Here is a 25,398-nt window from a genome sequence, read left to right on the forward strand (position 1 = left end):
CAGCGTGGTCGCCCATACGATGGGCAGGAAAGACGTGCAGCGCGTGTGTTATATTTACGCGCTAGTGCATAATCTGGGTGAAAGCCTGTCGTTCTGACGCGGCGCCATTGACACAAGCTCGCCGCGAGCGGTCATGATATGAAGACGCGCTGGCTTTCATTTTTAGGTGGCCTGCGGGGAGCACTGCAATTTGCCTAAACCTGTCGAAATCAATCTCGCCCTTCAGGGCGGTGGAGCACACGGCGCCTTCACGTGGGGCGTTCTCGACCGTCTGTTGGAGGATGAAACGCTACAGTTCGGATGGATCAGCGCAACGAGTGCTGGTGCCGTTAATGCGGTAGCGCTTGCAGCCGGTCTGGCTGAAGGCTCTCGTGCCAAAGCGCGCGAGAAGCTCTACAAGATCTGGCATGCGATCCATCAAGCCGGTGTGCCGGATCTCACGCGTCTCAATCCGTTTCTGAACGGATTGGTTCGTCCGACGCAGTTGACGACGCATCTCGCGACGATGCTGTCGCCATACGAATTCAATCCGCTGGGCTTCGATCCGCTCCGCCGGCTGATTACCGAGCATGTCGATTTCGATCTGATCCGCACGCGCTCGCCGGTCGAGCTGCTGATTGCTGCGACGCATGTTGCAACGGGTCGCGCACGTCTTTTCCGCGAAGATGAGATCACCGTCGATGCGGTGCTGGCATCGGCCTGTCTGCCGGTTATGCATCACGCCGTCGAAATCGAAGGCGCGGCCTATTGGGACGGAGGCTTTTCGGCCAATCCCGATATCGTGACGCTGGCGAGCGAAAGTCCGGTTCCGGACACGCTGCTGGTGATGGTGTCGCCGCGCGTGAACGAACATCTGCCCACGACGGCGCGCGACATTTCCAATCACGCCAACCGGCTAACGTTTAACGCGCCGCTGTTGCGCGATATCGAAGTCGTGACGGCGGTGCGCGAAACGTCCGGGCCGCTCATGGCAAAGGGCCGTTTGGCGCCGATCTGCCGACATCGCTTTCATTTGATCGACGGTGGTCCGATCACGGGCACGCTCAATCCCGAGACGACGATGCAGCCCGATTGGGATGTCATCACGTATCTGCACGGCGCCGGGCGCGACCATGCGGAGAAGTGGATGGACGTCGCTCGTTCTGCCGTCGGCCGGCTCGAAACCGTGGACCTCGCGAACTATTTCTTTCCACCAGTCGAAGATGGCGTGCAGTTCCGCACGGTTGCCACGCCAAAGCGGCACACCGGGCGTCGCGGCCTCGGCGGTGGCGTTAAACGCGCGAAGTAGCTTCGTCGGGCAAATCTCCCGGTAACAATCGTGGGATTTGCCGGCAACAAATTGGTCCCGCGGCGGTATTCCTTTCGGAATTCGAAGGAATACGAGCAATGATCAATCGCAGAACTCTCTTTGTGACGTTGATGGCGGCGTTATTGCTGCCGTCGTTGCCGATTTCAATTGCTGAGGCCGCGCCGCAGCGCTTGGCTTTCCTCGGCGTGCGCATCCAAAACGACAACGAAGGCTTGGAGCCGACGACCGATGCGGAGCGCAAGCGTATGGCGGCGATCGGTGAGCAGTTCACCGATGCGCTGGTGACGTCCGGCGACTATAAAATCGTACCGTTGACAGACGATATTCGCGCCGAGATCGCGCGCGGACAGTCCGTTGGGCATTGCGGTGGCTGCGAGGCCGATTACGGCAAGACACTGAAAGCCGATCGCGTCGCGTGGATCACGGTGCAGAAAGTTTCAAACCTGATCCTGAATATGAATGTCTACATCGCCGACGTGACGACAGACAAATATACGTTCATCAAGAGCGTCGATATTCGCGGCAACACGGATGAATCGTGGTCACGCAGTCTGAAATACCTGCTCGACAATTACTTCTTTGAACGAAAGTCGTAGCGCAGGTGCCGCCGTCTTGGGTGCGGAACCTATAATTTTGCGTAGATGGCCGCCTTTCGCGGCCATTTCTTTTTTGGGGGAAGATGACAACGACTGGGCGGCAAGATCATCCGACGAGTTTGGCGTAGCCTTCAGCGACGGTTTCATCAAGCAGGCGTTTGTATTCCGCATAAGCTTTGTTTTTCGGTGTTACTTCGCCGAAGGTGTCGCCGTCGAAGTTTTGGCGCTGGGAATACAGAATGGGCGTTGCGACCGGGATGAAGGTCGCGCGCTGTTTGTTCAGAGTCGTGATGATGCCGCGCATCTCTCCCGCGCGATCGAGCTGGGAGACGACGACCATGCGCATCGCGCCTTTCGTCAGCGAGACGAGGTGGATGAAGCTCGATGATGCCGGAATGTAGAGGCGGCCGCGATGGGCATACGGAGCGTCCGGCCGGTCACGCTCCTGGAAGAGCAGGCTCGGCCATTCAGGGTCCCAACTGATGTCGGTGCGGTAGGCGACGATGGTATCTGGCAGCGAGAAGGAGCGGCGAAGCGTCAGGTAGCTGCCGATGTAGTGATCGACGGCGGCTTGTGTGTAGGCGCCCATGTAGATCGGCGCGATGCCGCCGCCGTTGCGAGCAAATTCGAGCGGACCGCTGGCGCTTTCGACGGCGACCGTTTCACCGTGCCAAGCGTCCCGCAGGCCGTGGAAATCGAGGCCAAGCACCATGCAGACGTCAAACAGCGTCTGGTCTCTGACGGAGCGGCCGCCGAGCAAATTTTGGATCGTCTTTTCGTGGCAGTCGGCGGCGTCGGCAAGTTCGGCTTGCGTGAGCTTTTTTTCGACCATCGCCGTCTTGATGCGGTCGAGCGCCTCGGTGCGAGTGGTGGCGGGCGCAATCTGGTCGGCGACTTTTTTCATGGCCCACGAGTTTCGATGCGTGGCGACGGGACGCCGCCGTTGCCGGAAAATACCGATTTTTTCCGCCTGGAAGCAATCGGAATCGGAGGTCAATTCCCGGCTTCTTCCGGTTACCGCTTACTGGGGCCGGACGGGCTCATGTTTCCGCGGCGCATTCGGCATTCTTCTCGCGTCGTCACCGCTGGGGTGACGCGGCGCACCGCTTCAGCGCGCAACCCGAGGAGATGGGCACTATGTCGGATACGGTTACTTTGAAATTGGCGGCGGCGATTTCTATGGGCTCGCTGCTGGCGCTCGCCATCATGGCGGGAAGCGTTCGGTCAGCCGCGGCGCAGGAGTTCGATTGCCGGAACGCCGAATTCGCATCCGAGATGACCATCTGCGGCAGCGGCCGGCTGTCGGCGCTCGATGAGCGGATGAACGAACTCTATCGGGATTTGAAGGCCGCTTACGGCACCCGCTACCAGCGTAACGGTCTCAAAGCCTATCAGCGGCAATTTCTCGATGCGCGCGACGCGTGTGGGCGCGATACGGAATGCATCAAAGGTGCGTATCTCGATCAGATCAGCGTGCTGGAGGCGCGCCTTGAGCAGGTTTACCGGCGCACCGAACGTTGATCGAGGTTTTCGACGACGTGGGGCGGATCCTGCCGGTCGACGACTTCGAGTTTCACGGCGGTCAGGCCCTTATCCGTCATTGAGAGGTCTTCGGCGGCCCGGCGGGACAAATCAATGACACGGCCGGGTTTGAACGGGCCGCGGTCGTTGATGCGAACGATGACGCTTTGTCCGGTGTCGACCCGCGTAATGCGGACACGGGTTCCGAAGGGCAGCGTTCGGTGGGCGGCGGTAAGGGCGTTCGGATCGAACGCTTCGCCGGAAGCAGTCTTCTTGCCCGAGCCGTAATACGACGCGATGCCCTTCATGGCATGGGGCTTAGCGGTGCCCTCGGTGATCGGACCGTGCAGGCCGAACGGCGGGGTAGCCACTGTGGCGGTCGCCTTGACGCGTTTGATCGCCGGCTTGTTCAGTGTGATCTTGGCTCGCCAGTGATCGAATTTGATGGCGGGCGGTTTCGGCGGATCAGGCGCGGGCTGGGTGTTCGTGGCCCAGACGCCGACGGATGCGGTCGCGGCCGATGTTGTGGCCGCCGACGTCGCGACGACGGCGTTGCTTGCCGGCCCCGACAGAGCTTCTGAAAGCGATTGAGCCTGCGATGAGCCGCTTCCAGCGAAAACGGCTGAACTCACTAAAACGGCAACATAAGCCACACGAGTGCTTCGGCGCACGCACATTCCCCCCGGAACATCCCCGAATCACTGTGATTATGACGATTCTAATGGCGGAAAAACGTCGGGAGGCGCAGGTTATCCAACGCCTCCCGTCGTTATAGTCAGAGCATAAGCGTCTTTAGTTCAAGACCTGCAATGAGACACGGGCCACGCCGGCACCTGTCATGTTGATGGCACGGGCTGCGCCGCGCGACAGGTCGATGACGCGACCGCCGACAAACGGTCCGCGATCGTTGATGGTAACGACGACGGACTGGCCGTTCGACTGGTTCGTGACGCGCACGCGGGTGCCGAAAGGAAGCGAGCGATGCGCCGCGGTCAGACCGTCCGGGTTGAAGCGCGCGCCCGAAGCCGTGCGCTGGCCCTGCCAGTAGTACGACGCCATACCGCCGCCGCCGCCGCCGCCAGAAGCATAGTGGCGCTTACGCGACGAACCCTGTGCATAGTGCTTGCGAGATACTTTGCGGGCATACCGCGACTTAGAAGACTTGTGGTAGGATTTATACGACGACTTGCGATAGACGGCTTTCTTGTGAGAATGCCCGCAGACATAGGCTGCGCCTTCGCACTTCCAGGCCGCGTTTGCGGGCATGGCTGCCGCTGTGATTCCCGCCAACGTGAACGCGGCTACCGCGATAGTTGAACGCATAATGCACTCCTTCATCAGGAGCAGCAGTGGTTTCGGGTCGAATGGGCGGTTTCCCCCGCCCGTGATCCGCTTCCTTCAGCGATCACGGGTCAACCGCCTCGGTGGCGGCACCGTCCGTGTATGTTGGGAGAAAGTTGCCCCTGTCTCGGAAAACCCCGTGTGACCCGTTACTGAACTCCAGAACCCAGTTCGTACTGCTGCCCGTGCTTGTTGACTGGGGTTACCCCCGTCCTGGCAGCGGCCAACGAGCACTGAGTGGGTCCCGTGGTCAACCCGTTGCTGCTAACACCTTTTAACCATAATTGGTAACTGTCGGAAATATATCATTTATTTTAACTGCATCTTTAGGTTGCGCGACGCCAGGTCGCAGAATTTAACAACCTTTCACGGAACAAAAATCTTAACAGGCCATTCGTCATATTTCGTTTACCAATCAAAAGCCTATCCCAATCGGCCAGGATAGACGCTCCGTATGCGCTGATTACCCGTTTTCGAAAATGCACTTTTAAATCGCGTTGCCGAGTTCTCGTCGGATGTCGTGCTGTGAGACGCCCGCGCATGTTATTGGCGCTTTCAAGCGCGAGAGATCAGCGCGATGCGATGGATCGAACTCGATGGCGGATGTCCGGCGACAGCAGCACGACCAGCCGATGCCGACGCCATCATTCGCGGAAGCACGGGCGGTTTGGCTGCGTATTGGGCTGATGTCGTTTGGCGGTCCCGCCGGACAGATCGCTCTGATGCACAAGGTCCTCGTCGATCAGAAGCGGTGGCTGGACGAGGGGACGTTCCTGCTGGCGCTGAACTTCTGCACATTGCTACCCGGTCCGGAGGCGATGCAACTCGCGACCTATGCAGGATGGCGGATGCATGGTGTGCGTGGCGGTCTAACGGCTGGGCTGCTGTTCGTTCTGCCGGGCGCCCTGCTGATCCTTGCGATCTCCATTCTCTACGGCAACTTCGGGCAGGTGCCGATCGTTGCCACCCTGTTCGAGGGGATCAAGGCGGCGGTGCTGGCAATCGTCGCCGAAGCGCTGTGGCGGATCGCACGGCGCGCGCTGACGAGCCGGACGGAATGGCTGGTCGCTACGGCATCGTTCATTGGGATCTTTCTGTTCAAGGTGCCGTTTCCGATCATCGTGCTGGCGGCGGCGCTGGCGGGCTGGGGCCGGACACTGGCTTCCGGCGGCGGCAATTCCGCATCGGCAGCAGCGGCGTCAACTTTGGTTGTGCCGATCGCATCGACACTTAAGACGGTCGGGCTTTGGCTGGCAGTGTGGCTCCTGCCGCTGCTGGCCGTGGCGCTGGTTTTCGGGTTCGATCATGTACTGGCGCGGCTTGCCCTCTTTTTTTCGAAGCTGGCGGTCGTGACGTTTGGCGGCGCTTATGCCGTGCTCGCCTACATGGCTCAGGATGTCGTCGAAAAATACGGGTGGCTCAGGCCCGGCGAAATGCTGGACGGACTGGGTCTCGCCGAGACGACGCCGGGACCGTTGATCCTCGTTACCGAGTTCGTCGGCTACCTTGCGGCGGCGCGACATGGCGGCGGGCCAGCTTTGCTGTTCGGAGTGCTCGGCGCTGTCGTTACGTTGTGGGCGACGTTTGCGCCGTGCTTTCTCTATGTCTTCGCCGGTGCGCCGTACATCGAGTGGCTGAAGGCGTCGCCGAAGCTGAAAGCGGCCTTATCAATGATCACGGCGGCTGTCGTCGGCGTCATCTTCAATCTGTCGCTCTGGTTTGCGTTGCATGTGTTTTTCAGGGTGCAGGCTGAAGTGGGGTTTGGGCCGGCGCGGCTCGACGTGCCCTTGCTCGCCAGCGTCGATGCCCGGGCTGTCGGGTTGGCGGTTCTTGCCGCCGTGCTGCTGTTCGTTTTTCGCCTCGGAATCGTAACGACGCTCGGCGTTTCAGCCTTGGCATCGTTGCTGCTGGCTTGGGCGATGTGACGTCAGAGCCAACCCTTCTTCTTGAAATAGAGGAACGGGATCAGGCCGGAGATGAACATCAAGACGAGGGCCATCGGATACCCGAACGGGAAATCAAGCTCCGGCATGACTTTGAAATTCATGCCGTAGATCGAGGCGACGAGGGTCGGTGGCATCAGCATCACGGCCATGACCGAGAACAGCTTGATGATCTGGTTCTGCTCCGTCGAGATCATGCCAAGCGTCGCGTCGAGCAGGAAGCTGGTGCGGGCCGAGAGAAAGCGCATGCTTTCCATCAGGGATAGGATGTCATGGTTGGCGGCTTCGATGCGACCGAGCACGCGCGTGTCGTCTTGGCGTTCGCGAGCGGCATTGGCGAAATAGAGAGACAGGCGGTGAAGCGACATGGCGCTTTCCTGTGCTCTCGCGGTGATGTCGCCTTCCTTGCCGACCGTCCTGAGTAAAACGTCCAGTCGCCGGTTGTGCGCGGCCTGTCCCTTTTGGGCAAAGACGACCGGGGCGATGCGCTCGATTTCATCCTGCACGCGTTCGATCAGGTCGGCTTCGCGCTCGATCAGCATTTCGAGCAGGCCGATCATGACGCCCGCGCCCGTCACGCAATCGGCGTCGCCTTTCGCGGCGCGGGTGACGTAAACCGGAAAGGCCTTCGGCTCGGCGTAGCGCACGGTGACGAGGTGGTTGCCGGACAGAATGAACGTGATGACCGACGTCATCGGCATATCCTGTGCGTCGTGATGCAGGATAATGCTGGTCATGTAGTAGGCGCCGTTCTCCGAATAGAAGCGGTTCGACGCTTCGATCTCGCGCATTTCGGAGCGGGTCGGGATTTCGATGCCGAGAGCGTCTTCGATACCCTTGTCTTCGTTTTCGCCGGGATTAATCAGGTCGATCCACACGCTCGACGTAAGATCGCCCGGCTCTGTGCGCTTGATCAATTTGCCGCCGAGGGCGTCATAGACCGTTATCATTGATTTCAACCTTGCTGTGAAATGCGTGCGGCGTGGATGCTAGAACGCCGTCGATAGGCCTCAAGCTCGCGGCGCAGCCATTCCACGGCGCCTCCGGGCCGAACAAGCCCGCCGAACGGCCGAGCTTGTTCTGGCCGTCGGCGTTTCGGGCTTTGCCCGGCGGTCGCGAGTCCGATATGACGAATGCATCTTTAATTGGAGCGGCTTCCATGTCTCCGCGATTGACGATCGTTTCTGGTGTGGCCGGAATTCTGTTTTGCGGATTGGCGACGTCGGCTGGCGCCGGAGGAATTCAGTGCAAGAACGGCTTTCAGCTAGTGCAAGGCTCTTGGCTTTCCACGCCCTACTGCCAGGACGCACTGGTTGCCCAGGTAGCCCATGAATATGGGTTTAAGGCGACAGCGGCGGAGGTTCGCAACAACCCGATGTTCAAGCAGCGTCTTTGCCGTTTCATCGGCCAGGATATCCGGATCAAAGAGACCTGTAGCGAGGTAACGCCGGTTCCGGGGCGCGGATTTTACTGATGCCGTTATCGTAGGCCACCAGGCACAAAAAAGGTGATGATCGCTTGGTACGATCATCACCGGGATGGCATCGAAAAAACGTCAGGTCTCAGCCGAGATCTGGCGTCACTTCGCTGATGTCCTTGGCGCGGCGGACGCTGCCGTCGAACTGGGCGCCTTCGTCGATCGAAAGCGTCTGCTTGACGATGTCGCCGTCAACGCGCGAGGTGGCGTTGAGGTTCACGGACGAGCCTTTGAGGGCGCCGCTGACTTCACCCTGAACGGTGATGGTGCGAGCCGTGATGGTGCCGGCAACGCTACCCGTTTCACCGACGGTGACAGCTTCGCCATGAACATCGCCCTGGATGTGCCCGGCGATGAGCAGCGAGCTCTTCGTCTTGATTACGAGCTGCTGGCCCGAGATGGTGATGTCTTGTCCGAGAACCGATGTCGGCGCGTCGATGGCGTGTGTGTGAGAGTGATTGGCGGTCTGCTGGATCGGCGAGCCGAAAAGCGGCGGTGCCGGGGTCTTGGGTGCCATCGATGGGATCGATGAAGCGTGTGGCGTGAGTGTCTTGGCTGGCTCTGCGACGCGTGGTTCCGGCGTCGCTACGCGGTTGAACATCGGTCTACCCCCAAACAAAAAAAGAACTGCTGTCGCCCTTCCCGCTGAGGCACAGCATCACGCTAGTTTGGGTACATTATGTCCAAGTCAGCACTGGCGCCAGGATTGTTTCGCCGCGGTGCGGAATCGGCGGTCCGGGGCAGCAATCGTTAAGACGCTTGGTCCAAAGAGAAACGGGCCATCGCGTGTGGCGAGGCCCGCTTTGGATTTCCCATAGTGAATTCGTGTCGATCAATCCCAGTAATTCACGAACGGCGCAACGACGTGCGTTCTGCCGTGGCGATCGCTGTAGACGTGTGCGAACGGTGCATCGACGACTGTCCGGCGTCCGCTTTCGACGCGCGTGAAGGGCGCATGCACAACATTACGGCCCCGGTGATAGTGACGGTGATAAATCGGGCGGCCATTCCGGTCGTACCGGTCATGGACCTTGATCAGGTTGGACGGCGCATCGGCCGCGCCGGGCTTTGCAGCCGGGAAGGCGTTGGCTGTTACGGAGACCGCCAGCATCGAAGCCAGCGCTGCCGTGACTGCGATGAGGGGACGGGAAAATGCCGTCATGACAATACTCTTCTCGTTTCTGTTGCTACGCTTTCAAAACTGACGAAGTGAGCTTTTGGTTCGCATTTTTCCATGCGGCAATTGGCTGAACGGCTGCCTCTTTTGCTCGGCGCGATCCAATCCCTGACGCCTTAATGCGACGTACCCTGCAGAATCTGCGGGTCTGGGCTTCCGACAGCGCGGGAGTCTGCTAGATTCGTTAACAAAAAGGGGAGGTCGTCATGGTCATTCACCGAGTGGGGCTCGCCATTATTCTAACGGCGCTTCTCGGGCATGGCCCGGCGTCGGCGGCAGATGAAGCGGCGTGTCCGCGTTCGGGAACGCTTGGCGTTTCCCGCACCGTCGAGATCGATACGACCGGCGGGCCGGGCTTCGGAATGGAGCACTACAAGGCGTACGACTTCCTACAGGACAAGGAAGTCGTTCTGACATTCGACGACGGTCCGCAAAAGTACACGACAGAAGCGGTCCTCAAGGCGCTGAATGACGAATGCGTCAAGGCGACGTTTTTCTCGATCGGGAAAATGGCGCTGGGCTATCCTGAGATCATTCGCGAGGTCGCGAAGGCCGGCAATACCATTGGAACGCATACGTGGAGCCATAAGGCGATTGCCAAGCTTAAAACTTTCGATGCGGGCAAGGACGAGATCGAGCGCGGTGTCAGCGCCGTACATCGTGCCGTCGGCGGTCCCATAGCGCCCTTCTTCCGGTTTCCAACGCTCGTCGATACGCAGGAGGCCGTCGCGTATCTCGGCAAGCGCAACATCGCGATCTTTTCGACCGACATCGACAGCGTCGACTACAAGCCGCAAACGGCTGATCATCTCGTCAAGTCGCTAATGCAGAAGCTCGACAAGAGGGGCAAGGGCATCCTCTTGATGCACGATATCCATAAAACGACCGCCAAGGCCGTGCCGATGCTGCTCGCGCAGCTCAAGGCCAAGGGCTACAAGATCGTCCACATGACGGCGAAGTTCCCGGTGACGACGGTGGCGGAATACGATCAAGCCATCGAGAAGGAAGCGAAAGGCTTGCCGCAAGTCGGCGCCGAGAAGCCGCTTTCGAGCATTGTCAAGACAGTCGGAGGAACGCCGCCGCCAAGCGAAGCGCCATCTTCATCGGAAAACGGCGAACCGGAAGGGTTGCCGGCGCCGCCATCGCCTGAAGCCGCGTCGTCCGCTCCGGCTGCTGCGCCGCTTCCGGCTTTTCCGGCGACGCCGCCCGCTCCACAATCCGTTCCTGAAGCGGCGCCCGCTCCGGGAAAGCAATCTTCAGCGGAGTCCGCGCCTCAGGAGGTCAAATCTCCGGTGGCGACTGTGTCGGAGACAGTCGACGGCGCGGCAAAGCCCGTGAGCGTTGTCGCGGCGGCCGAGACCTCACCGGTGAAGACGGTTTCGGGGACAGCGCATATAGATGAGCCAAAGAAGGTCGACGCGCTTGAGCCCGCGCATCCGGGCGAGCCACCGAAATCGATATCCGAGAAGCTGAAAGAGACGTGGCAGTTCTGGTTCGGCGAATAGTGCCGACAAAAATGAAATGGGTGGCAGGGTTTGCCACCCATTTCATTTTGGACGCCCTGTAAGGCCCCCCCGGGCCCGCCGCAAACCAAGCTTTCTGCCCGAGCGCACAACAGCGCGACGGCAAGTTCTTGGGCGTTCACCACGGTCTGACGCTGATAATCAGAGACGTAGCGTTTCCGGCATCATGTGGGCTTGGTCCCCCAATCGACCCCCCGATCGACTGCCCACGAGAGGGACGCTATTGGACCTTGACGGGGGCTTCCACAGAAAACGAATCAGTTTTGCTCGAATCCAAAATCATGTGGCGTATTGGATACAACAAAATGAATATTCAGTACTCAGACTATAGTCTTGTGGATAGCTGCTTTCGGAGGGAACTACGCAAAGAGAAGGGCCGCTCGTGAGAGCGGCCCCGTGAGATCATCGTCTGAAAGCGGAGTTGCAATGTCTGCCGCTTAGGTGTCAGGCGCACTCCAGGAGAGTTCCGTGTGCAAGCCCGAGCGACCTCGACATCGACCGCCTCAAGATCCCACTCGACATCGGATCACCTCCTCTCTGTTGTTGAAAGATGAGATAAGCTGACACTGTTCGCGCGCTTTGAAAAGCCTTTGTTTTATGACGCTTTGTTAAGTCTGGTTCGCGTTATTTGTTGAGGCAACTCGGATAGGGCGGTTTCTCGTCCGGTTTGATTGCGCAGAGGCGGATCGGTGCGAGCTTCGCCAGCCGGTCTTTCCATTTGCTCTCGTCGATCGTCAGGTTCTCGGCATTCGCGGCTGTGCGTTCGGCCCATTGCACCGTGTAAACGGCGGACGCGGATTTGATTGCAACGACGAGGGCAGTTTCGCTGTCGTCGCCGCCGCTCGCATCGATCTTGCCGCAACTCGCGACGGCCACGAATGCGTCTTCGCCGCTGATCTCGGTCTGGCCGAACGGCTTTACTGAGAATGTTTTCGGGCAGGCCTTTTGAAATCCGGCCGCGATCCGCGCCGCGAAGTATTGTGCGGAGAGGTCGGGGTGTGTGGGGGCGGCTTTCGCGCCGGTCACAGTGATCATCTGCGACCACTTCTCGGCTGTCTCGCCTTTCAGCACGGCTTCGCGAATATAGTTGTCGGCAGTCGGCTGCTCATAAACGGTGGTGAAGTCTGTGGGCAGCGTGAACATCACGAGCTTGCCGAAGATCGGCGAGATGACGATCGGCGCGGATGGGCTGCTTGGGGGCTTGGCCGTATCGTCGGCGATAGCATATCCCGGCCAAGTGCAGAACAGGGCGAGCAGAAACATCGAACTTCGCATGCAGCACATCCTTGATGGTTTTCCGGAACGGCTAGCGTGCAGATATGACCATAGTCAGACGGCGCCTGCGTCAATTCCAGGGTCGTTGCAATGTCGGGAAGTTTCTCCCCCAACAACGCCGTTCACGTAGAGCCGCTGACGGCGTCGTGGATGGCGCGGCAGTGGTGCACCATGTTGTCATGCGCGACGACGAATTTCTTCAGCGGTGTGTCGATGTCATAGAAATAGATGTTGGCGATAAAGCCATAGATGCCGGCGTCTATCGTTGATGGTTTGGGGCCGTGAACAAAGCCCTCGGCCGGGATGAGGTTGGCCAGAACCCGCAAGTCTGCGAGGCCGCGCGCCATGGCCTGATCCGGCTCGTAGCGTCCGATCCCTTGATAGTAATAGCGCTTGGCGTTGAATTCTTTCGCAGCGGCGAGGCCCTCTTCCGTCAGTTGCGGATGTTCGCGCAGCAACGCATCGCGGAATTGCTTCCAATAGCGCTCGTCCTTCCAGCGTGAATAGGACATGACCCAATAAAGATCGTCGAGCAGGCGCGTGACGAGGAGATCGGTGTCGCGCTGGGCGGGTGTCAGCGCGTCATCCATCGTCACGCCGTACTTGCGCGTGACGTGCGCAATGATGGCGCCGCTGTCGCCGATCGTTTCGCCGTTGTCGACGATGTAGGGAAGCTGACCGCGCGGCGCGGACGAGGCGTCGAAGATGTGTTCGTGCACGAACGGTACGCCTGCCAGTTTCAGGAAGGCACAGACTTTCAGGCCGTAGCCGTTGTTGTCGGCGACGCCGAACAGCGTCGGGTAAGAGTAGAGCGTGAGCATCGCACGAACCCTTAAGTCTAAGACCTATGCGCACGCATTTCCATGGCACGGCCAAACCCAGCAAGCAGTGTGCCGACGGCAAACAACGCCAGCACGATGTATTGGAGATTATCCTCGACACCTTCCTTCGCGATCATGAAGTCGGAGATATCGGCGTCCGATGTCTTGAAGCGGTTCAGGGTCTCGTCGCGCGCGGTCCGTGCCCCTGTGATTTTTTCCGCGGGCGCATTGAGAGCTTGCAGCACCTCGATGCGATTGTCGTAAATGGCTTTGATCTGGACCTGGGCCGATTGCTGGGTGCTGAACGCGGCGAGACGCCATTCGATCTCGCGCTTCAATGGATCGAGATAGAACATCTGCATCGCTGTCGATCCGAGCAGCAGAATGATCCCGAACAATTCGCCGAGCTGATAGACCCTGAACCCCATAGCTTCCCCCGCGGTTGGCGTTGGGCGGGCGGTTCTGGTGTCACCGCTTCCGCCAACCGCGATCCTAGCAAATGGGCGTGTGCTGCCTATGGCTTTTCGGCGTCGATATAGAGCTGGTTCCCCAGCTCCCTAAATTTCGCGCTCATTTCGACCATGCCGACCTGTTGGTCGTTCAAGGTCGCCGCGTAGTCGCGGACGTCCTGTGTGATTTTCATCGAGCAGAATTTCGGGCCGCACATCGAACAGAAGTGCGCGACCTTGTGGGCGTCCTTCGGTAGCGTCTCGTCGTGGAACGACATCGCTGTGTCGGGATCGAGCGACAGATTGAACTGATCCTGCCAGCGGAACTCGAAACGGGCGCGTGAAAGCGCATCGTCGCGAAGCTGTGCGGCGGGGTGGCCTTTCCCGAGATCGGCGGCGTGGGCTGCGATTTTGTAGGTGATGACGCCGACCTTCACGTCGTCGCGGTTCGGCAGGCCCAGGTGCTCCTTCGGCGTGACGTAGCAGAGCATCGAGGTTCCGAACCAGCCGATCATCGCGGCGCCAATGCCGGACGTGATGTGATCGTAGCCGGGCGCGATATCGGTCGTTAGCGGTCCGAGCGTATAGAATGGGGCTTCGCCGCAGGCTTTGAGCTGCTTGTCCATGTTGGCTTTGATCTTGTGCATCGGCACGTGACCTGGGCCTTCGATCATGACTTGGCAGCCCTTGTCCCACGCGATCTTGGTCAATTCACCGAGCGTTTCAAGCTCAGCGAATTGCGCGCGATCGTTGGCGTCGGCGATGGAACCGGGACGCAAGCCGTCGCCCAGCGAGAACGACACGTCATACTTGCGCATCAGATCGCAAATCTCGTCGAAGCGTTCGTAAAGGAAGCTTTCCTTGTGGTGAGCAAGGCACCACTTCGCCATGATCGAGCCGCCGCGTGAAACGATGCCCGTGACGCGATTGGCGGTTAGCGGCACGAACGGCAGGCGCACGCCGGCGTGGATCGTGAAGTAATCGACGCCTTGCTCGCACTGCTCGATCAGCGTGTCGCGATAGAGTTCCCACGTGAGCTTCACAGGATCGCCGCCGCACTTTTCGAGCGCCTGATAGATCGGCACGGTGCCGATGGGCACGGGCGAATTGCGGATGATCCATTCGCGCGTGGTGTGGATGTTGCGGCCCGTCGAGAGATCCATGACGGTGTCCGCGCCCCAGCGGATCGCCCACACCATCTTTTCGACTTCCTCTTCGACCGACGACGTCACGGCGGAATTGCCGATGTTGGCGTTGATCTTCACGAGGAAGTTCCGGCCGATGATCATCGGCTCAAGCTCGCCGTGGTTGATGTTCGCCGGAATGATGGCGCGGCCGCGGGCGATTTCGGAACGCACAAACTCCGGCGTGATGTGCTCGGGGATGTCGGCGCCGAAACTTTCGCCGTCGGCGAGCGCTTCCTTGGCGCGCGCGAGCGCCGCCGCACGACCGAGGTTTTCGCGATGGGTGACGTAGATCATCTCTTTGGTGATGATGCCTGCGCGCGCGTATTCGAATTGGGTGAGGGGAGCGGAAGACGTGGCACAGCGCGGTTGATAAACGGTCGGAAACACGCGCGCAGCGTGGGCGCCCGTCACGTTGCCGTTGTCTTCCGGTTTGATCGTGCGGCCGTCATAGGCTTCCGTGCCGCCGCGCTCGGCAACCCAAGCGTCGCGGATTCGCGGGAGACCGGTCGCCACGTCGATCGTTACGGTCGGATCGGTGTAGGGGCCGGACGAGTCATAAACGCGGAACGACGGCTCGTTCACATCCGTAAGCGCGATCTCGCGGAATGGTACGCGGACGTCGTAATGGCCTTCGGGCGAGGAATAGACTTTCGTCGAAGCGCTGATCGGGCCGACAGTGACTTTCGGCGTCTGGATGTCGGCGGTGCGGGTTGGCTTGTTCATGACGTTGCTCCTCTCGGCCACTCCATTGGTAAGGGAGTGCTCCCTGGCTGCACGCGCACGCGCAGAATTGCGTTGACCGGAAAGGCGCGGAATGCGGCTCTGCCGCGGAATGCCCCGTCCCTTCGCCGGCATAACCCGGATCAGGTTCGAAGGGTGCTCGCGCTTTCTTACGCGATCTCAGCCGGACAACCGGCGCCCCTCGGAAACGGGCACATTCTTGCGCGGATGGGGTGCGCTTGGCAAGTGTGGCCCGATGATCCTCGGACAAGCCCAGGGATGACATCTTTCGGCGTAGCCGAATGGCGCTAGGCCGCTGCTGCCTGCTTGGCGAACTCGACCCAGCTTTTGATTTTTTCGATGTCGGGTGGGCGGCCTTCGCGCAGGACACGCTTGCCGGCCGATGTGGTCGCGAATTTCAGTACGCTAGCGGACAGTGCGAGCGGATCGGCTTCGGCGACGGCTTCGGCCGTCTTGTAGCCCGCCCCGACAAGCAACTGTGCATGCGTGCCGCGGAGGCCCGGTACGGCCATGACGAGTTGTGCCTGATCCTGCCATTCGAGAAGTGTTTCGGCATCGAAATGCGGGTCGTCGAGTTTTTCCGCGAGCTGCTCGGGATCCTGCTTCAGGAAATCTGCGACCGTGTGAATATCGATCGCCGCGAAGCGATCGGCGATTTTCGGTCCGATGGAGGGTGCCGCTTCGAGGTCGTCGCCTTCGCGCAGATACACGCGTGTTTCCGACGGACGATCGGATGACGGCCGCGAGGGTGAAATCGGCGCCACTGTCGCGGCAGGTGTTGGAGCGGCCATGTGCGTCGCTGCTGGCGGTACCGTCGCCGCACGTTGTTGCGAGGGCGTCCAGAGCGGCTCCATGCGCGCGGCAATGCTCGGCGCGGCGCGGGGCATAGGCGGCGGTGTTTTCGACAGCGGGATCGTCGGCGGCGTTTCGGAAATGTCCATTTTGGTCGCGGCCGACTTCGCGACGGCAAGCTCCAGTGGCGTGTCGTCGGGGCCGTTGATGCGGGCGGCGCGGGCGGCTTTGCGCTCGGCAAGCTTCGGCGCCAGAACTTCAGCATTGTGAAGGTCGCGGATCGTGCGATCGTCTTCGGACAGAGATTTGTCGACGCGGCCGGTGGTTTTCAATTCGTCGTAGATGGCAGCGACGAGCTTGCGGTCTTCTTCGTTCGAGAGCCGCTTTTCGATGAACTTCCGCGGAATCTGCGTCATAGCGAGGAAAGTTTCCGCCGTCAGCGTCACTTCAGGCGCGGACATGCCGGATTCGGCGATGGCTCTGTCGAGCACCTTGCCGAAGCTCGTGGAGGCATAGATCAGCAGTTCCGCGACGACGGTTTTGGCAATGTCGTCGAGGCCTTCCTCGGGACGAGAAGCGCCTTTGTGAATATCGTAATGGGCGATGAGCTTCTCGTAGTAGCGGTGCGAGAACTCGGCGCCATCGCAGACGAATTTAGGCAGCCATTTCTGGCCGGAAGGAACGGCGATGCTCAAGCGCCCGAAGCGCTTTTCGCCGAGTGCGCGCAGCGTATTGTAGGAGCGATTGATGCTCCATTCCGTGGCGCGGTGGATGGCATTCTCGGCTTCCGTCTGGCCGGTGTGGAACGGCATCACCGGATCGGTGAAGTAGTGGCTCAGTACGCCCGCGGCATAGACGGCTTCCGGCCAATTACCGGCTTTGAGTTCGAAGACGGTGCGATTGTACCACTCCTGCGTCTTCTCCGGCGCGCCGCCCCAGTAGTTCTCGGATACGTGCAGGACGTGATTCTTGAAATCCTTGAAGGTAATGTCGGGGGCTTTCGAGCCTTCGAGATAGCGCTCAATATATTTCAGGAACAAGCGGGTCCAATCGGCGCTGTCCGGGCGCGTCATCGCTTCCAGCGCATCGAGCGCCAGCTTGTGATGAGTGCCGTTGGCATGCGTAGCATACACAATTCGAAAGAGCGGCGACATTTGAGGCCCCAGTGCTCGCGGTGAACGGGCTCGCGGTGAAGTCTCGCGACGAAAGTGCAAGATGCTTACGCGAGTCGGGGCTGTCGCTCGATCCGTGCGGTAGGGACGCCGCAGGTCATCAACGGTTTTCGCGCTTGGAGCGCGCCTGTTTTTCAGCCGCGAGATCGATGATGTCGGCTCCCGCGTTGCGGTCGCGGGCGATGCGGCGGGCGAGATCGGCGCGGCGGGCGATCTGCACGATGTTCATTCCGTGCGGGGGCGCGCGTTCGGACAGGACGCGGGCGATCATGTCCGGCGTCAGGCCGCAGGCGGCGCCAAGGGCCATGGCTTCCTCGCGGGCGACGGCATGGGCGGCCTCGATGTAGCCCATGAGGGCTGCGGCAGCGTGCGCACTCCCGAGCGGGCCAGTACGCTCGACGGTGCCGAACAGCGAGACGATGCTCGCTGCCATCTCGGTCGCAATCTCGGCCCCGCCGAGAAGAACTTTGGCTCGGCCTTCGGCAGCAGCGGCGCCGCCGCCGATCAACGCCGCGTCCGTCAGCGAAATGCCTCCCGGCTCAAGGAGTTCGAGCAGCGCATCGAGTTCACGCGGCGTCCGCGCACCGAGATCGACGATGACAGCGCCCGACAGCGGAGCAAAATCGAGATCGGACGCGTCGCGGCCTATCAGCAGGCCGCGGAACGCTTCGGTGTCCTCGATGGCGATGAGGATGACTGGACAGTCCGCCATGCCGTTCGAGGTCGGCGAGACTGGCTCCAGATGCTCGCCGTAAATGGCGGGTGAGGCACCCGGCAGAGCTGCGTAAAGTGTTGGAATGCGGCAGGCGGCGAGGCGTTCGGCAATTGCCGTTCCAAATTCGTCGTTGCCTATGACGCCGATTGGCCGGGTATTCGAAGCGCTGCCCATGGGGTTGTGTGCCCTCTCATTATCGTCCCTCACGCCACCACGCCAAGGCGATGAGAGCGAGTAGCAGCGAAAGCGCCGCAAATCCCGTAAACATCGGCGTCAGCTTGACGCCGCGAGTCAGAAACGCTTGCCGATCTTTCAGACCGAGCCAGTCTGAGCCCGCCATCACCTTGGCCGCTGACATCATAGAGATACGCGGCACGTCGATATCGGTTGCAGTCGCGAGGAGGCCTGACGGCTTCGTCCAGAAGATACCGCCGCCGGTCGCGTCGGCGATGGGCTTCATTTTCTGGTCTGTCGCAGTGACTTCGCTCATTTCGCGAGGGTCTTCGACGCCGGCATTGGCGACGGCGGTCAGCTGGCCGTTGGGGCCATCGGTTTCGACTTTGTAGAGGCCCGGCATTTTGACATCGATGGCCGAGCGCCAGACACCAGGCTCGACGGGCACAGGCTGAAGCGTGACCGTAGACGTGTCGCCGCCGGGACCCAGCACCTTCACAGGCGGAATTTTGTCTTCCATCGAGCGGCGCTCGATCGTGAGCTTTAGACCTTTAGCGGACGCGATGACGCGCTCTTCTTCAAGGTCCGGCTCTTTCATCAGCCAGTGCGACAAGCGGCGAAGCAGGTCGGTGTGCGGGCCGCCGCCGTCGTAGCCGCGCGCCCAGAGCCAGGAGTGGTCGGACGTTAGCAGCGCAACGCGGCCTTTGCCTTTGCGGTCGAGGATCAGAAGAGGCTTGTCTTCGGCGCCATTCATCAGCACGCGACCGCGCAGCGGCGTCACTTCGGCCTGACGGAACCACTTGCCCCACGAGGGTTGCGGAGAATTGTCGGCGACCTGCGCGCCGTTCCAGCCAGGAAGGTTGCGCGTGACAGGGTGCTTCTGGCCTTCGGCCGTCACCTTCGCTTTGAAAGGCATTTCGAGGACGCGGCCAGTCGGTGCCGCAGGAAGCACCGGCGCGAGCGGCGTATTATAGATGCTGTAGGGGCCTGCATAATCGTCGCCCGCGGCAACCAGCAGCGCGCCGCCGTGCTCGTTCACGTAGCGGGCAATGTTGTCGTAGTAGAGAAGCTGCAGAATTCCGCGGTGCTCGTACCGATCGAAGATGATCAGGTCGAACTCGTTGATCTTCTCCGAGAAGAGTTCACGCGTCGGGAATGCGATGAGCGAGAGCTGATTGATCGGCGTGCCGTCCTGCTTCTCGGGCGGACGCAAAATCGTGAAGTGAACGAGATCGACGGCGGCGTCGGATTTCAGCAGGTTGCGCCATGTGCGTTCGCCTGGGTGCGGCTCGCCCGAGACGAGCAGCACGCGCAGGTTTTCGCGCACGCCTTCGGCCGCAACGACGGCGCGATTGTTTGCCGTCGTCAACTCGCCGTCGACAGGCTGCAATTCGACTTCGACGATGTTCGTCCCGGTATGCGGGATCGGCATGTCGATCTTGACGTTGCGGTTGACCTCGGTGCGGATCGTTTCGTCGGGTTGGCCTTCGCGGCGAACTTTCAGCGTCGCAGCGCCAGAGTTCGCGGATGGGGCGGTACCGGTCTGGCGGACGGCAACTTCGATTTCGCGTGACTGGCCAACGAGACCGTAACGCGGAGCTTCGATCACCTCGATGCGGCGGTCGAATTCATCGCGCTTGCCGGTCAGCAGCGTGTGAACGGGGGCGTCAAAGCCGAGCGATGCGGCGGACTTCGGCACGTCGTGAACTTCGCCGTCGGTCACGAAGATGACGCCCGCGATGCGGTCCGGCGCAGTGTCGTTCAGCGCGGCATTCAGGTCCGTGAAAAGGTTCGTTCCCGGCGGCGCTGAATCGGACGGCACGCCGCCCGTCACCCATTTGATGTCGAGGTTCGGGATCTTGGCGAACTTGGCTTCAAGATTGGCGCGGATCTCATCCATCTGCTTGGTGCGGTCGGCGAGCTTCTGGCTCGGGCTTTCGTCGAGGACGACGATCGCGACGTTAGCGAGGCTTTCGCGCTGCTCTTCCTTCAGGATCGGATTGAACAGCGCTGCGATCAACGCCGCCAGCGCACCAGCGCGCAGAAAAGCGCCACGTGAACGGCGGAAAAGAAGAATGAGGATCAGCGCGGTTGCCAGTACCGACAGGCCGATCAGGATCGGCATCGGAATCAGGGGCGCGAAGGTAATCGACCAGTTCAAAACCTAATGCCTCTACTGACCGAGCCGCTCAAGCAGCGCGGGAACGTGGACCTGATCGGCTTTGTAGTTGCCGGTCAACGCGTGCATGACGATGTTGATGCCGCCGCGGAACGCCATCTCGCGCTGCATCTCGCCGCCGGGCACGACCGGATAAAGCGGGCGGCCGCGGTCATCGAGCGCCCAGGCAGCAGCAAGATCGTTCGACGTGATCATGATCGAGGTCACGCCGTCTGAAACGCGAGCCTTGTGGGATTCGTTTTCGTCTTTCGGTGTCGCTTCGACCCAAAGCTGGCCGCCGTCCCAACGGCCGGGGAAGGAGCGCAGCAGATAGAACGATTTCGTCACGACGTGATTTTCGGGAACGGGCTCGAGCGGCGGCACGTCGAGCTTGCTCAACAGCCGCTGGATGGCGGTGCCACCCTGGCGTGTCATCGGCAGCATGTCAGCGCCGCCGTCGCCATAGTCGCGGGTATCGAAGATGATGAGGCCACCTTCTTTCATATATGCGTCGATCTTGGCGATGATTGCGTCGGGCAACGCCTTTGCCGTCTTCAGCACCGGCCAATAGAGCACCGGGTAGAACGCGATCTCGTCTTTCGTAATGTCAACGGCGGCAGGCTCGCCGGGTTCGACAGCTGTGCGGGTCTGCAGCACGCGGCCGAGGCCTTTCAAGCCGGCGCGGCTTGTGTCGTCGGTTTCTCGATCGCCGCTCAACACGTAGGCGAGCGTGACCTTGCTCGTCGCGTCGATGGCGGCATTATCGGCGGGCGATGCGGGCGGGCGCACGATCACCGGGCCTTGCTGCTGCGACGGGCTTACCGGGTTGAAGCCATCGAACTGCGGAATGGCATCGCGAAACTCGGACGGAAATTCCTGCGCCTTGGCATCGGTGCCGACGGCGATGACGCCTGCGCCCAAGGCAAGGAGACCGAGCACGATCGTGGAAGCCGTCGCGGCGCGGCGCCGCGAGCCGGGCCGGCGTGAAAAGAGACCGGCGACGCCGCCTGACTGGAGGATCATGACGGCGATGATGTCGAGGAACAGCAGGCCGAGCGCCAATGCTAACAGCGCAGGCTTCAGCGAGGTGCTGGCAGCGTTGTCATACGTCAACCTCTCGATGCTCGCGGGCAGTTCCGGGAACGGCGCAAGCGTGCTCTTCACGGTCAACACGTTGACGGCGCGGGGCGCCGCGGCCTGGCCGTAGTAGCCCGGCGGATGCTCGAAGTTCGGCCGGATCGCGCCGATCTCGGCAGCCTTCAGAGGTTCGGCAGTCGGCGGTGGTGAGATGAGCGTTCCGACGCCGCTCAGCGTCTTCAGAGGTGCAAGAACGCTTGCCGACACGGTATTGGCTTTCGTTGCGGTATCGGCTGCGGCCGTATCCGACTGCGGTTCCGCCGATGCTGCAGCGCCGACCGTTCCCATGGTCGAGAGGCGGCGGAGCATTTCGACGAAGAGGCCGGACATCGGCAGGTTCGACCAGTCCGAGTTGGCAGTGACATGGAAGAGGACGAGGCGGCCGTTGCCGCGTTTTGCGGAGGTGACAAGGGGCGTACCATCCTGCAGCCGCGCCCAGATCTCGACGTCGGGCGTCAGCTCGGCCGGGTCGGCCAGTACCTGGCGCGTAACGGTGACATCCTTCGGCACGGTCAGACCGGCGAACGGACTGGTCTCGTCGAACGGTGCAAGTGCCTGAGGTGACGACCACGAGAGCGCGCCACCGAGCGAGCGGCCACCGCTGCGCAGTACGACGGGCAGCAGATCGTCGCCGGCCTTTTCGAGGCGCGGTCCCGCGAAGCGCACCAGCAGGCCGCCATGTTTGACGAACTCGTCGACCTTTTCTTCGGCTTCGCCGCTGATGGTGCCGATGTCGGCGAGAACCAGAACGGAGATGTTCTGCTTCAGGACGGCGTCGAGGCCTTCCACGAGGTTGGCGTTTTTGGCAGCGACGACGTCGGCGTAAGGCTTCAGCGCCTTCTCGATGTAGTAGAGTGGCGCGAGCAGCGGCTGAGCTTCCTCGCGGCTTTCGCCTGAGAGAAGACCCACGCGGTGCCATTGCGTCATGGCGTCGATCAGGCTGACGGCGCCCGCTGAGCGTTCGCCTGCGATTTCGATGCGAGCGACTTGGTTGCGCAGTTCGAGCGGCATTTCGAATTTAGCTTTCGCGGATGTTGCGCCGGGACCGAGTTTGAAGGGCGCTTCACCGAGACGTTCGCCGCGAGCCGAAAAGGCGTTGACCACACCTTCGCGCGCCGGGCCACCGGTCGAGAGCACCGTTGCTTCGAGCTTGCCGCGCTCGGCGAGGTCGGCGACGAGGCCCAAGGCTTCGCGACCTTTGGTTTCATCGATGACGGAAAGCGTACCGCCACCAGCTAGATTCTGCAGTTTCGTTGCGACGTCGCTGACTTTGCCTCTGTGATCGATGCCGTCTTCGATCCAGACGATCGAGGAATTTTTCACGGCGGCGTCAGACAGCGCCGTTTGCAGGGCGGCGACGGCGGCTTCGCGATCAGGTTCGAATGGTTGCGGTTCGATTGCCGCTGCCGTGCTGCGCGCTTCGCCGGGCGGCTCGATCTTGATCGCGGGCAGCTTCGTGGCGGCGGCGGTCGGCACCAGCATGACAGGGCGGCCGCCGCTTTCCGCTTCGCTGATGAGGCGTTGCATGATGTTGGCGCGCTCAGGCCAGCGCGATGCTGCCGCCCAGCCGTTATCGACGAAAATGACAACAGGGCCGGTGCCGGTCAGGCCTTTTTCCTTCGAGGGATTGAGCATCGGGTCGGCGAGCGCGAGAATGACGAGCGTCGCCGCGATGAGGCGCAGGAGCGTCAGCCACCACGGCGTCTTCTCTGCGGTCTTTTCGTCGTTCTCGATGCCGACGAGAATGCGGGTCGGGGGAAATTCGATCTGCGTCGGGCGCGGCGGCACCGCGCGCAGCAGCCAATAGATCAGTGGCAGCGTGACGAGCGCCGCAAGCAGCCAGGGATTGAGAAAAGCGAGCGGGCCGAAGCTCATCGGGCGCGCTCCTTATCGTCGGAACTGACGGCATCAGAGCTGGACGACATCCAACGATAGCCCTGGGCTGAACCGTTGAGACGCATCAAGAGCGACAGCAGCGGCTCGGAGGCCGGGCGGTCGGTGTGGTGGGTCAGCAGCGACCAGCCGAAGCGTTTCGCCATCTCGGCGACCTCGGCGCGATGGGCTGCGAAGCGTTCCTGATATTTCGGACGGAGCGATTCAACGCGGTCGGCAACCCAACGCTGACTGCCGGACGGCGTCAGGAATTCGGTGCGGCCGTGATAAGGCAACGTCTCTTCCGCCGGGTCGATGACTTGCACGAGATGACCGCCGACGCCGTTGCCCGCGTAGCCTTCGAGGCGTTCGCGAATGGCGTGAACGGGTGCGAGAAAATCGCTGAACAGGATCAGGCCGGAAAAGCGGTTGAGGCCGGCGTTGGGCGGCAAGCTTTTCTGGATCGTTTCGGAATTGGCGTTGGCGGCAATCGTTTCGGCAATACGCGTCGCGGCGTTGCGGCTGGCTGTCGGTAGCATCTGCGCGAGCAATGCAACGCGCTCACCACCGCGAACAAGCATCTCGGCGGCGGCGAGTGTCAGCACCAGCGCGCGGTCGCGCTTGGTGACTGGCGCGAGATGGCTCTTGAAGTCCATCGACGGCGAAATGTCGGGCCAGAGATAGAGCGTGTGCGCGGCTTCCCACTCGCGTTCGCGAACGAAGAGATGATCGGAGCTTGCCGAGCGGCGCCAATCGACGAGGCTCGCATTCTCGCCCGACTGATATTGGCGGAACTGCCAGAACGTTTCGCCGGGTCCGGCGCGGCGCCGTCCGTGAATGCCCTGCGCGACGGTCGAGGCGATGCGCGCCGCTTCCATCAGCAGTTCCGGCATCCGGTCGACAAGCGTAACGGCTTCGCGCTCAAGCGTGAGGACGCGCCGCCTTTCGGAGCTGTTGCCTTCGCCTGACGTTCCTGTCCGCCCTATTGGGCTCGCCATCCCGCACCTACTCCACAGCCGCCGCGAGACGCGCGATGATATGGTTCAGATCTTCGCCTTCGGCGCGGGCGGCGAATGTCAGCGCCATGCGGTGCTTCAGGATCGGTTCCGCGAGCGCGATGACGTCATCGACGGACGGGGCGAGGCGGCCGTCGATCAGCGCCTTGGCGCGGACGGCGAGCATCAGCGCCTGGCTGGCGCGCGGGCCGGGGCCCCAGGCGACGAACTTATCCGTGTCGGCGTTCGCGCCGGTGCCCGGACGTGCCGAGCGCACGAGTTTCAGAATGGCCTCGACAACTTTATCGGGCACTGGGATCTGGCGGACGAGGCGCTGCGTCGCCATCAGTTCCTGTGCCGAGATGACGGTTTCAAGCTTCGGCGTTTCCGTGCCGGTCGTAGCGTAGAGCATGCGCCGCTCGGCGACGAGATCGGGATAGGTCACGTCGATCTGCAGCAGGAAGCGGTCGAGCTGGGCTTCGGGCAGCGGATAGGTGCCTTCCTGCTCCAGCGGGTTTTGCGTGGCGAGCACATGGAACGGCGCGGGCGTATCGTGGCGCTGACCGGCGACCGTGACGTGATGCTCCTGCATCGCCTGCAGCAGCGCCGACTGCGTCTTCGGCGAAGCGCGGTTGATTTCGTCCGCCATCAGAAGCTGCGTGAAGATCGGACCTTTGATGAAGCGGAAAGCGCGGCCGCGGCCCGGCTCATCTTCGAGGACTTCGGAGCCGATGATGTCGGACGGCATCAAATCCGGCGTGAACTGAATGCGCTTGGCGTCGAGGCCCAGCACGCGGCCGAGCGTTTCGACGAGCAGCGTCTTGGCGAGACCCGGAACACCGATCAGAAGGCCGTGCCCGCCGGACAAAATCGTGATGAGCGTCCGTTCGATCACCTGATCCTGACCGAAGATGACGCTGGCTGCCGCTTTGTGGGCGCGCTGTACGCGCTCGGCGGCGGCTTCGAGCCGGGGCACGATATCGGTATGCGTTTCGACGACAGTGCTCATAAAGGGGGCCTCGC

Annotated in this window: 22 protein-coding genes and 1 riboswitch; of the genes, 6 read left to right on the forward strand and 16 right to left on the reverse strand. The window is 61.4% G+C overall.

The window, feature by feature from the left end; all coding sequences use genetic code 11:
• The first annotated feature begins 190 nt into the window (after positions 1-190).
• Both RLW41_RS15675 and RLW41_RS15680 read left to right on the forward strand, forming a co-directional pair.
• A complete protein-coding gene (locus RLW41_RS15675; RefSeq protein ID WP_409562555.1) occupies positions 191-1,288 on the forward strand; it encodes a patatin-like phospholipase family protein in 1,098 nt (365 codons plus the stop codon).
• 98 nt (positions 1,289-1,386) lie between these two features.
• The gene (locus tag RLW41_RS15680) at positions 1,387-1,905 is read left to right on the forward strand and encodes a DUF3280 domain-containing protein (RefSeq protein ID WP_414462056.1); all 519 of its coding nucleotides are present in this window, start codon (positions 1,387-1,389) and stop codon (positions 1,903-1,905) included.
• A gap of 106 nt (positions 1,906-2,011) precedes the next feature.
• Here RLW41_RS15680 and RLW41_RS15685 read toward each other — a convergent pair whose 3' ends face one another.
• Positions 2,012-2,809 (reverse strand): helix-turn-helix domain-containing protein, encoded by a 798-nt coding sequence (locus tag RLW41_RS15685; protein WP_414462057.1) that lies wholly within the window; start codon positions 2,807-2,809, stop codon positions 2,012-2,014.
• Positions 2,810-3,042: 233 nt separating this feature from the next.
• Between RLW41_RS15685 and RLW41_RS15690 the strand changes: the two genes are divergently transcribed.
• Positions 3,043-3,426: a lysozyme inhibitor LprI family protein gene (locus RLW41_RS15690; protein WP_414462058.1), complete on the forward strand. Its 384-nt coding sequence runs from the start codon at positions 3,043-3,045 to the stop codon at positions 3,424-3,426.
• Here RLW41_RS15690 and RLW41_RS15695 read toward each other — a convergent pair.
• Both RLW41_RS15695 and RLW41_RS15700 read right to left on the reverse strand, forming a co-directional pair.
• Positions 3,405-4,103 (reverse strand): septal ring lytic transglycosylase RlpA family protein, encoded by a 699-nt coding sequence (locus RLW41_RS15695; RefSeq protein WP_414462059.1) that lies wholly within the window; start codon positions 4,101-4,103, stop codon positions 3,405-3,407. The two genes, RLW41_RS15690 and RLW41_RS15695, sit on opposite strands and share 22 nt — an antisense overlap.
• 115 nt (positions 4,104-4,218) lie before the next feature.
• Entirely contained in the window at positions 4,219-4,749 is a 531-nt protein-coding gene (locus RLW41_RS15700; protein ID WP_414462060.1) for a septal ring lytic transglycosylase RlpA family protein, read from the reverse strand.
• A gap of 614 nt (positions 4,750-5,363) precedes the next feature.
• On the opposite strand from RLW41_RS15700, the gene chrA reads away from it, so the two are divergent.
• Entirely contained in the window at positions 5,364-6,692 is a 1,329-nt protein-coding gene (gene chrA, locus RLW41_RS15705; RefSeq protein ID WP_414462061.1) for a chromate efflux transporter, read from the forward strand.
• Positions 6,693-6,694: 2 nt separating this feature from the next.
• On the opposite strand, the gene RLW41_RS15710 is transcribed toward chrA, so the two are convergent.
• Positions 6,695-7,660: a magnesium transporter CorA family protein gene (locus tag RLW41_RS15710; RefSeq protein WP_414462062.1), complete on the reverse strand. Its 966-nt coding sequence runs from the start codon at positions 7,658-7,660 to the stop codon at positions 6,695-6,697.
• Positions 7,661-7,869: 209 nt separating this feature from the next.
• On the opposite strand from RLW41_RS15710, the gene RLW41_RS15715 reads away from it, so the two are divergent.
• Entirely contained in the window at positions 7,870-8,184 is a 315-nt protein-coding gene (locus RLW41_RS15715; protein WP_409562563.1) for a hypothetical protein, read from the forward strand.
• Positions 8,185-8,272: 88 nt separating this feature from the next.
• Here the strand turns inward: RLW41_RS15715 and RLW41_RS15720 are convergent, their stop codons facing one another.
• A complete protein-coding gene (locus RLW41_RS15720; protein WP_414462063.1) occupies positions 8,273-8,788 on the reverse strand; it encodes a bactofilin family protein in 516 nt (171 codons plus the stop codon).
• Positions 8,789-9,019: 231 nt separating this feature from the next.
• A complete protein-coding gene (locus RLW41_RS15725; protein WP_414462064.1) occupies positions 9,020-9,349 on the reverse strand; it encodes a hypothetical protein in 330 nt (109 codons plus the stop codon).
• Positions 9,350-9,570: 221 nt separating this feature from the next.
• Between RLW41_RS15725 and RLW41_RS15730 the strand changes: the two genes are divergently transcribed.
• The gene (locus tag RLW41_RS15730) at positions 9,571-10,869 is read left to right on the forward strand and encodes a polysaccharide deacetylase family protein (protein WP_414462065.1); all 1,299 of its coding nucleotides are present in this window, start codon (positions 9,571-9,573) and stop codon (positions 10,867-10,869) included.
• 642 nt (positions 10,870-11,511) lie between these two features.
• Here RLW41_RS15730 and RLW41_RS15735 read toward each other — a convergent pair.
• The 10 genes from RLW41_RS15735 to RLW41_RS15780 form a co-directional block, all read right to left on the reverse strand.
• Positions 11,512-12,162 carry a hypothetical protein gene (locus RLW41_RS15735; RefSeq protein ID WP_414462066.1) on the reverse strand — a complete coding sequence of 217 codons (651 nt, stop codon included), beginning with the start codon at positions 12,160-12,162 and terminating at the stop codon, positions 11,512-11,514.
• A 122-nt stretch (positions 12,163-12,284) separates the two neighbouring features.
• Positions 12,285-12,983, reverse strand: coding sequence for a glutathione S-transferase C-terminal domain-containing protein (locus RLW41_RS15740; protein WP_414462067.1), 699 nt, complete (start codon positions 12,981-12,983; stop codon positions 12,285-12,287).
• 17 nt (positions 12,984-13,000) lie between these two features.
• A complete protein-coding gene (locus tag RLW41_RS15745; RefSeq protein ID WP_013946700.1) occupies positions 13,001-13,411 on the reverse strand; it encodes a hypothetical protein in 411 nt (136 codons plus the stop codon).
• Between the two features lie 86 nt (positions 13,412-13,497).
• On the reverse strand, positions 13,498-15,342 hold the full coding sequence (thiC, locus tag RLW41_RS15750; protein WP_414462068.1) for a phosphomethylpyrimidine synthase ThiC: 1,845 nt from the start codon (positions 15,340-15,342) through the stop codon (positions 13,498-13,500).
• Positions 15,343-15,442: 100 nt separating this feature from the next.
• Positions 15,443-15,552, reverse strand: a riboswitch (TPP riboswitch).
• Positions 15,553-15,647: 95 nt separating this feature from the next.
• Positions 15,648-17,306 (reverse strand): DUF4332 domain-containing protein, encoded by a 1,659-nt coding sequence (locus tag RLW41_RS15755; RefSeq protein ID WP_414462069.1) that lies wholly within the window; start codon positions 17,304-17,306, stop codon positions 15,648-15,650.
• Positions 17,307-17,424: 118 nt separating this feature from the next.
• Entirely contained in the window at positions 17,425-18,213 is a 789-nt protein-coding gene (locus RLW41_RS15760; protein WP_414462070.1) for an NAD(P)-binding domain-containing protein, read from the reverse strand.
• Positions 18,214-18,232: 19 nt separating this feature from the next.
• Entirely contained in the window at positions 18,233-20,374 is a 2,142-nt protein-coding gene (locus tag RLW41_RS15765) for a hypothetical protein (protein ID WP_414462071.1), read from the reverse strand.
• 12 nt (positions 20,375-20,386) lie between these two features.
• A complete protein-coding gene (locus tag RLW41_RS15770) occupies positions 20,387-23,383 on the reverse strand; it encodes a DUF4159 domain-containing protein (RefSeq protein WP_414462072.1) in 2,997 nt (998 codons plus the stop codon).
• Positions 23,380-24,378 (reverse strand): DUF58 domain-containing protein, encoded by a 999-nt coding sequence (locus RLW41_RS15775; RefSeq protein WP_414462073.1) that lies wholly within the window; start codon positions 24,376-24,378, stop codon positions 23,380-23,382. The genes RLW41_RS15770 and RLW41_RS15775 overlap by 4 nt, the downstream gene beginning before the upstream one ends.
• 7 nt (positions 24,379-24,385) lie before the next feature.
• Complete coding sequence (locus tag RLW41_RS15780; protein WP_013946707.1) at positions 24,386-25,384, reverse strand: AAA family ATPase; 999 nt, start codon at positions 25,382-25,384, stop codon at positions 24,386-24,388.
• Positions 25,385-25,398 lie beyond the last annotated feature (14 nt).

The organism is Hyphomicrobium sp. DY-1 (assembly GCF_047497105.1).
Classification (GTDB): Bacteria; Pseudomonadota; Alphaproteobacteria; order Rhizobiales; family Hyphomicrobiaceae; genus Hyphomicrobium_B.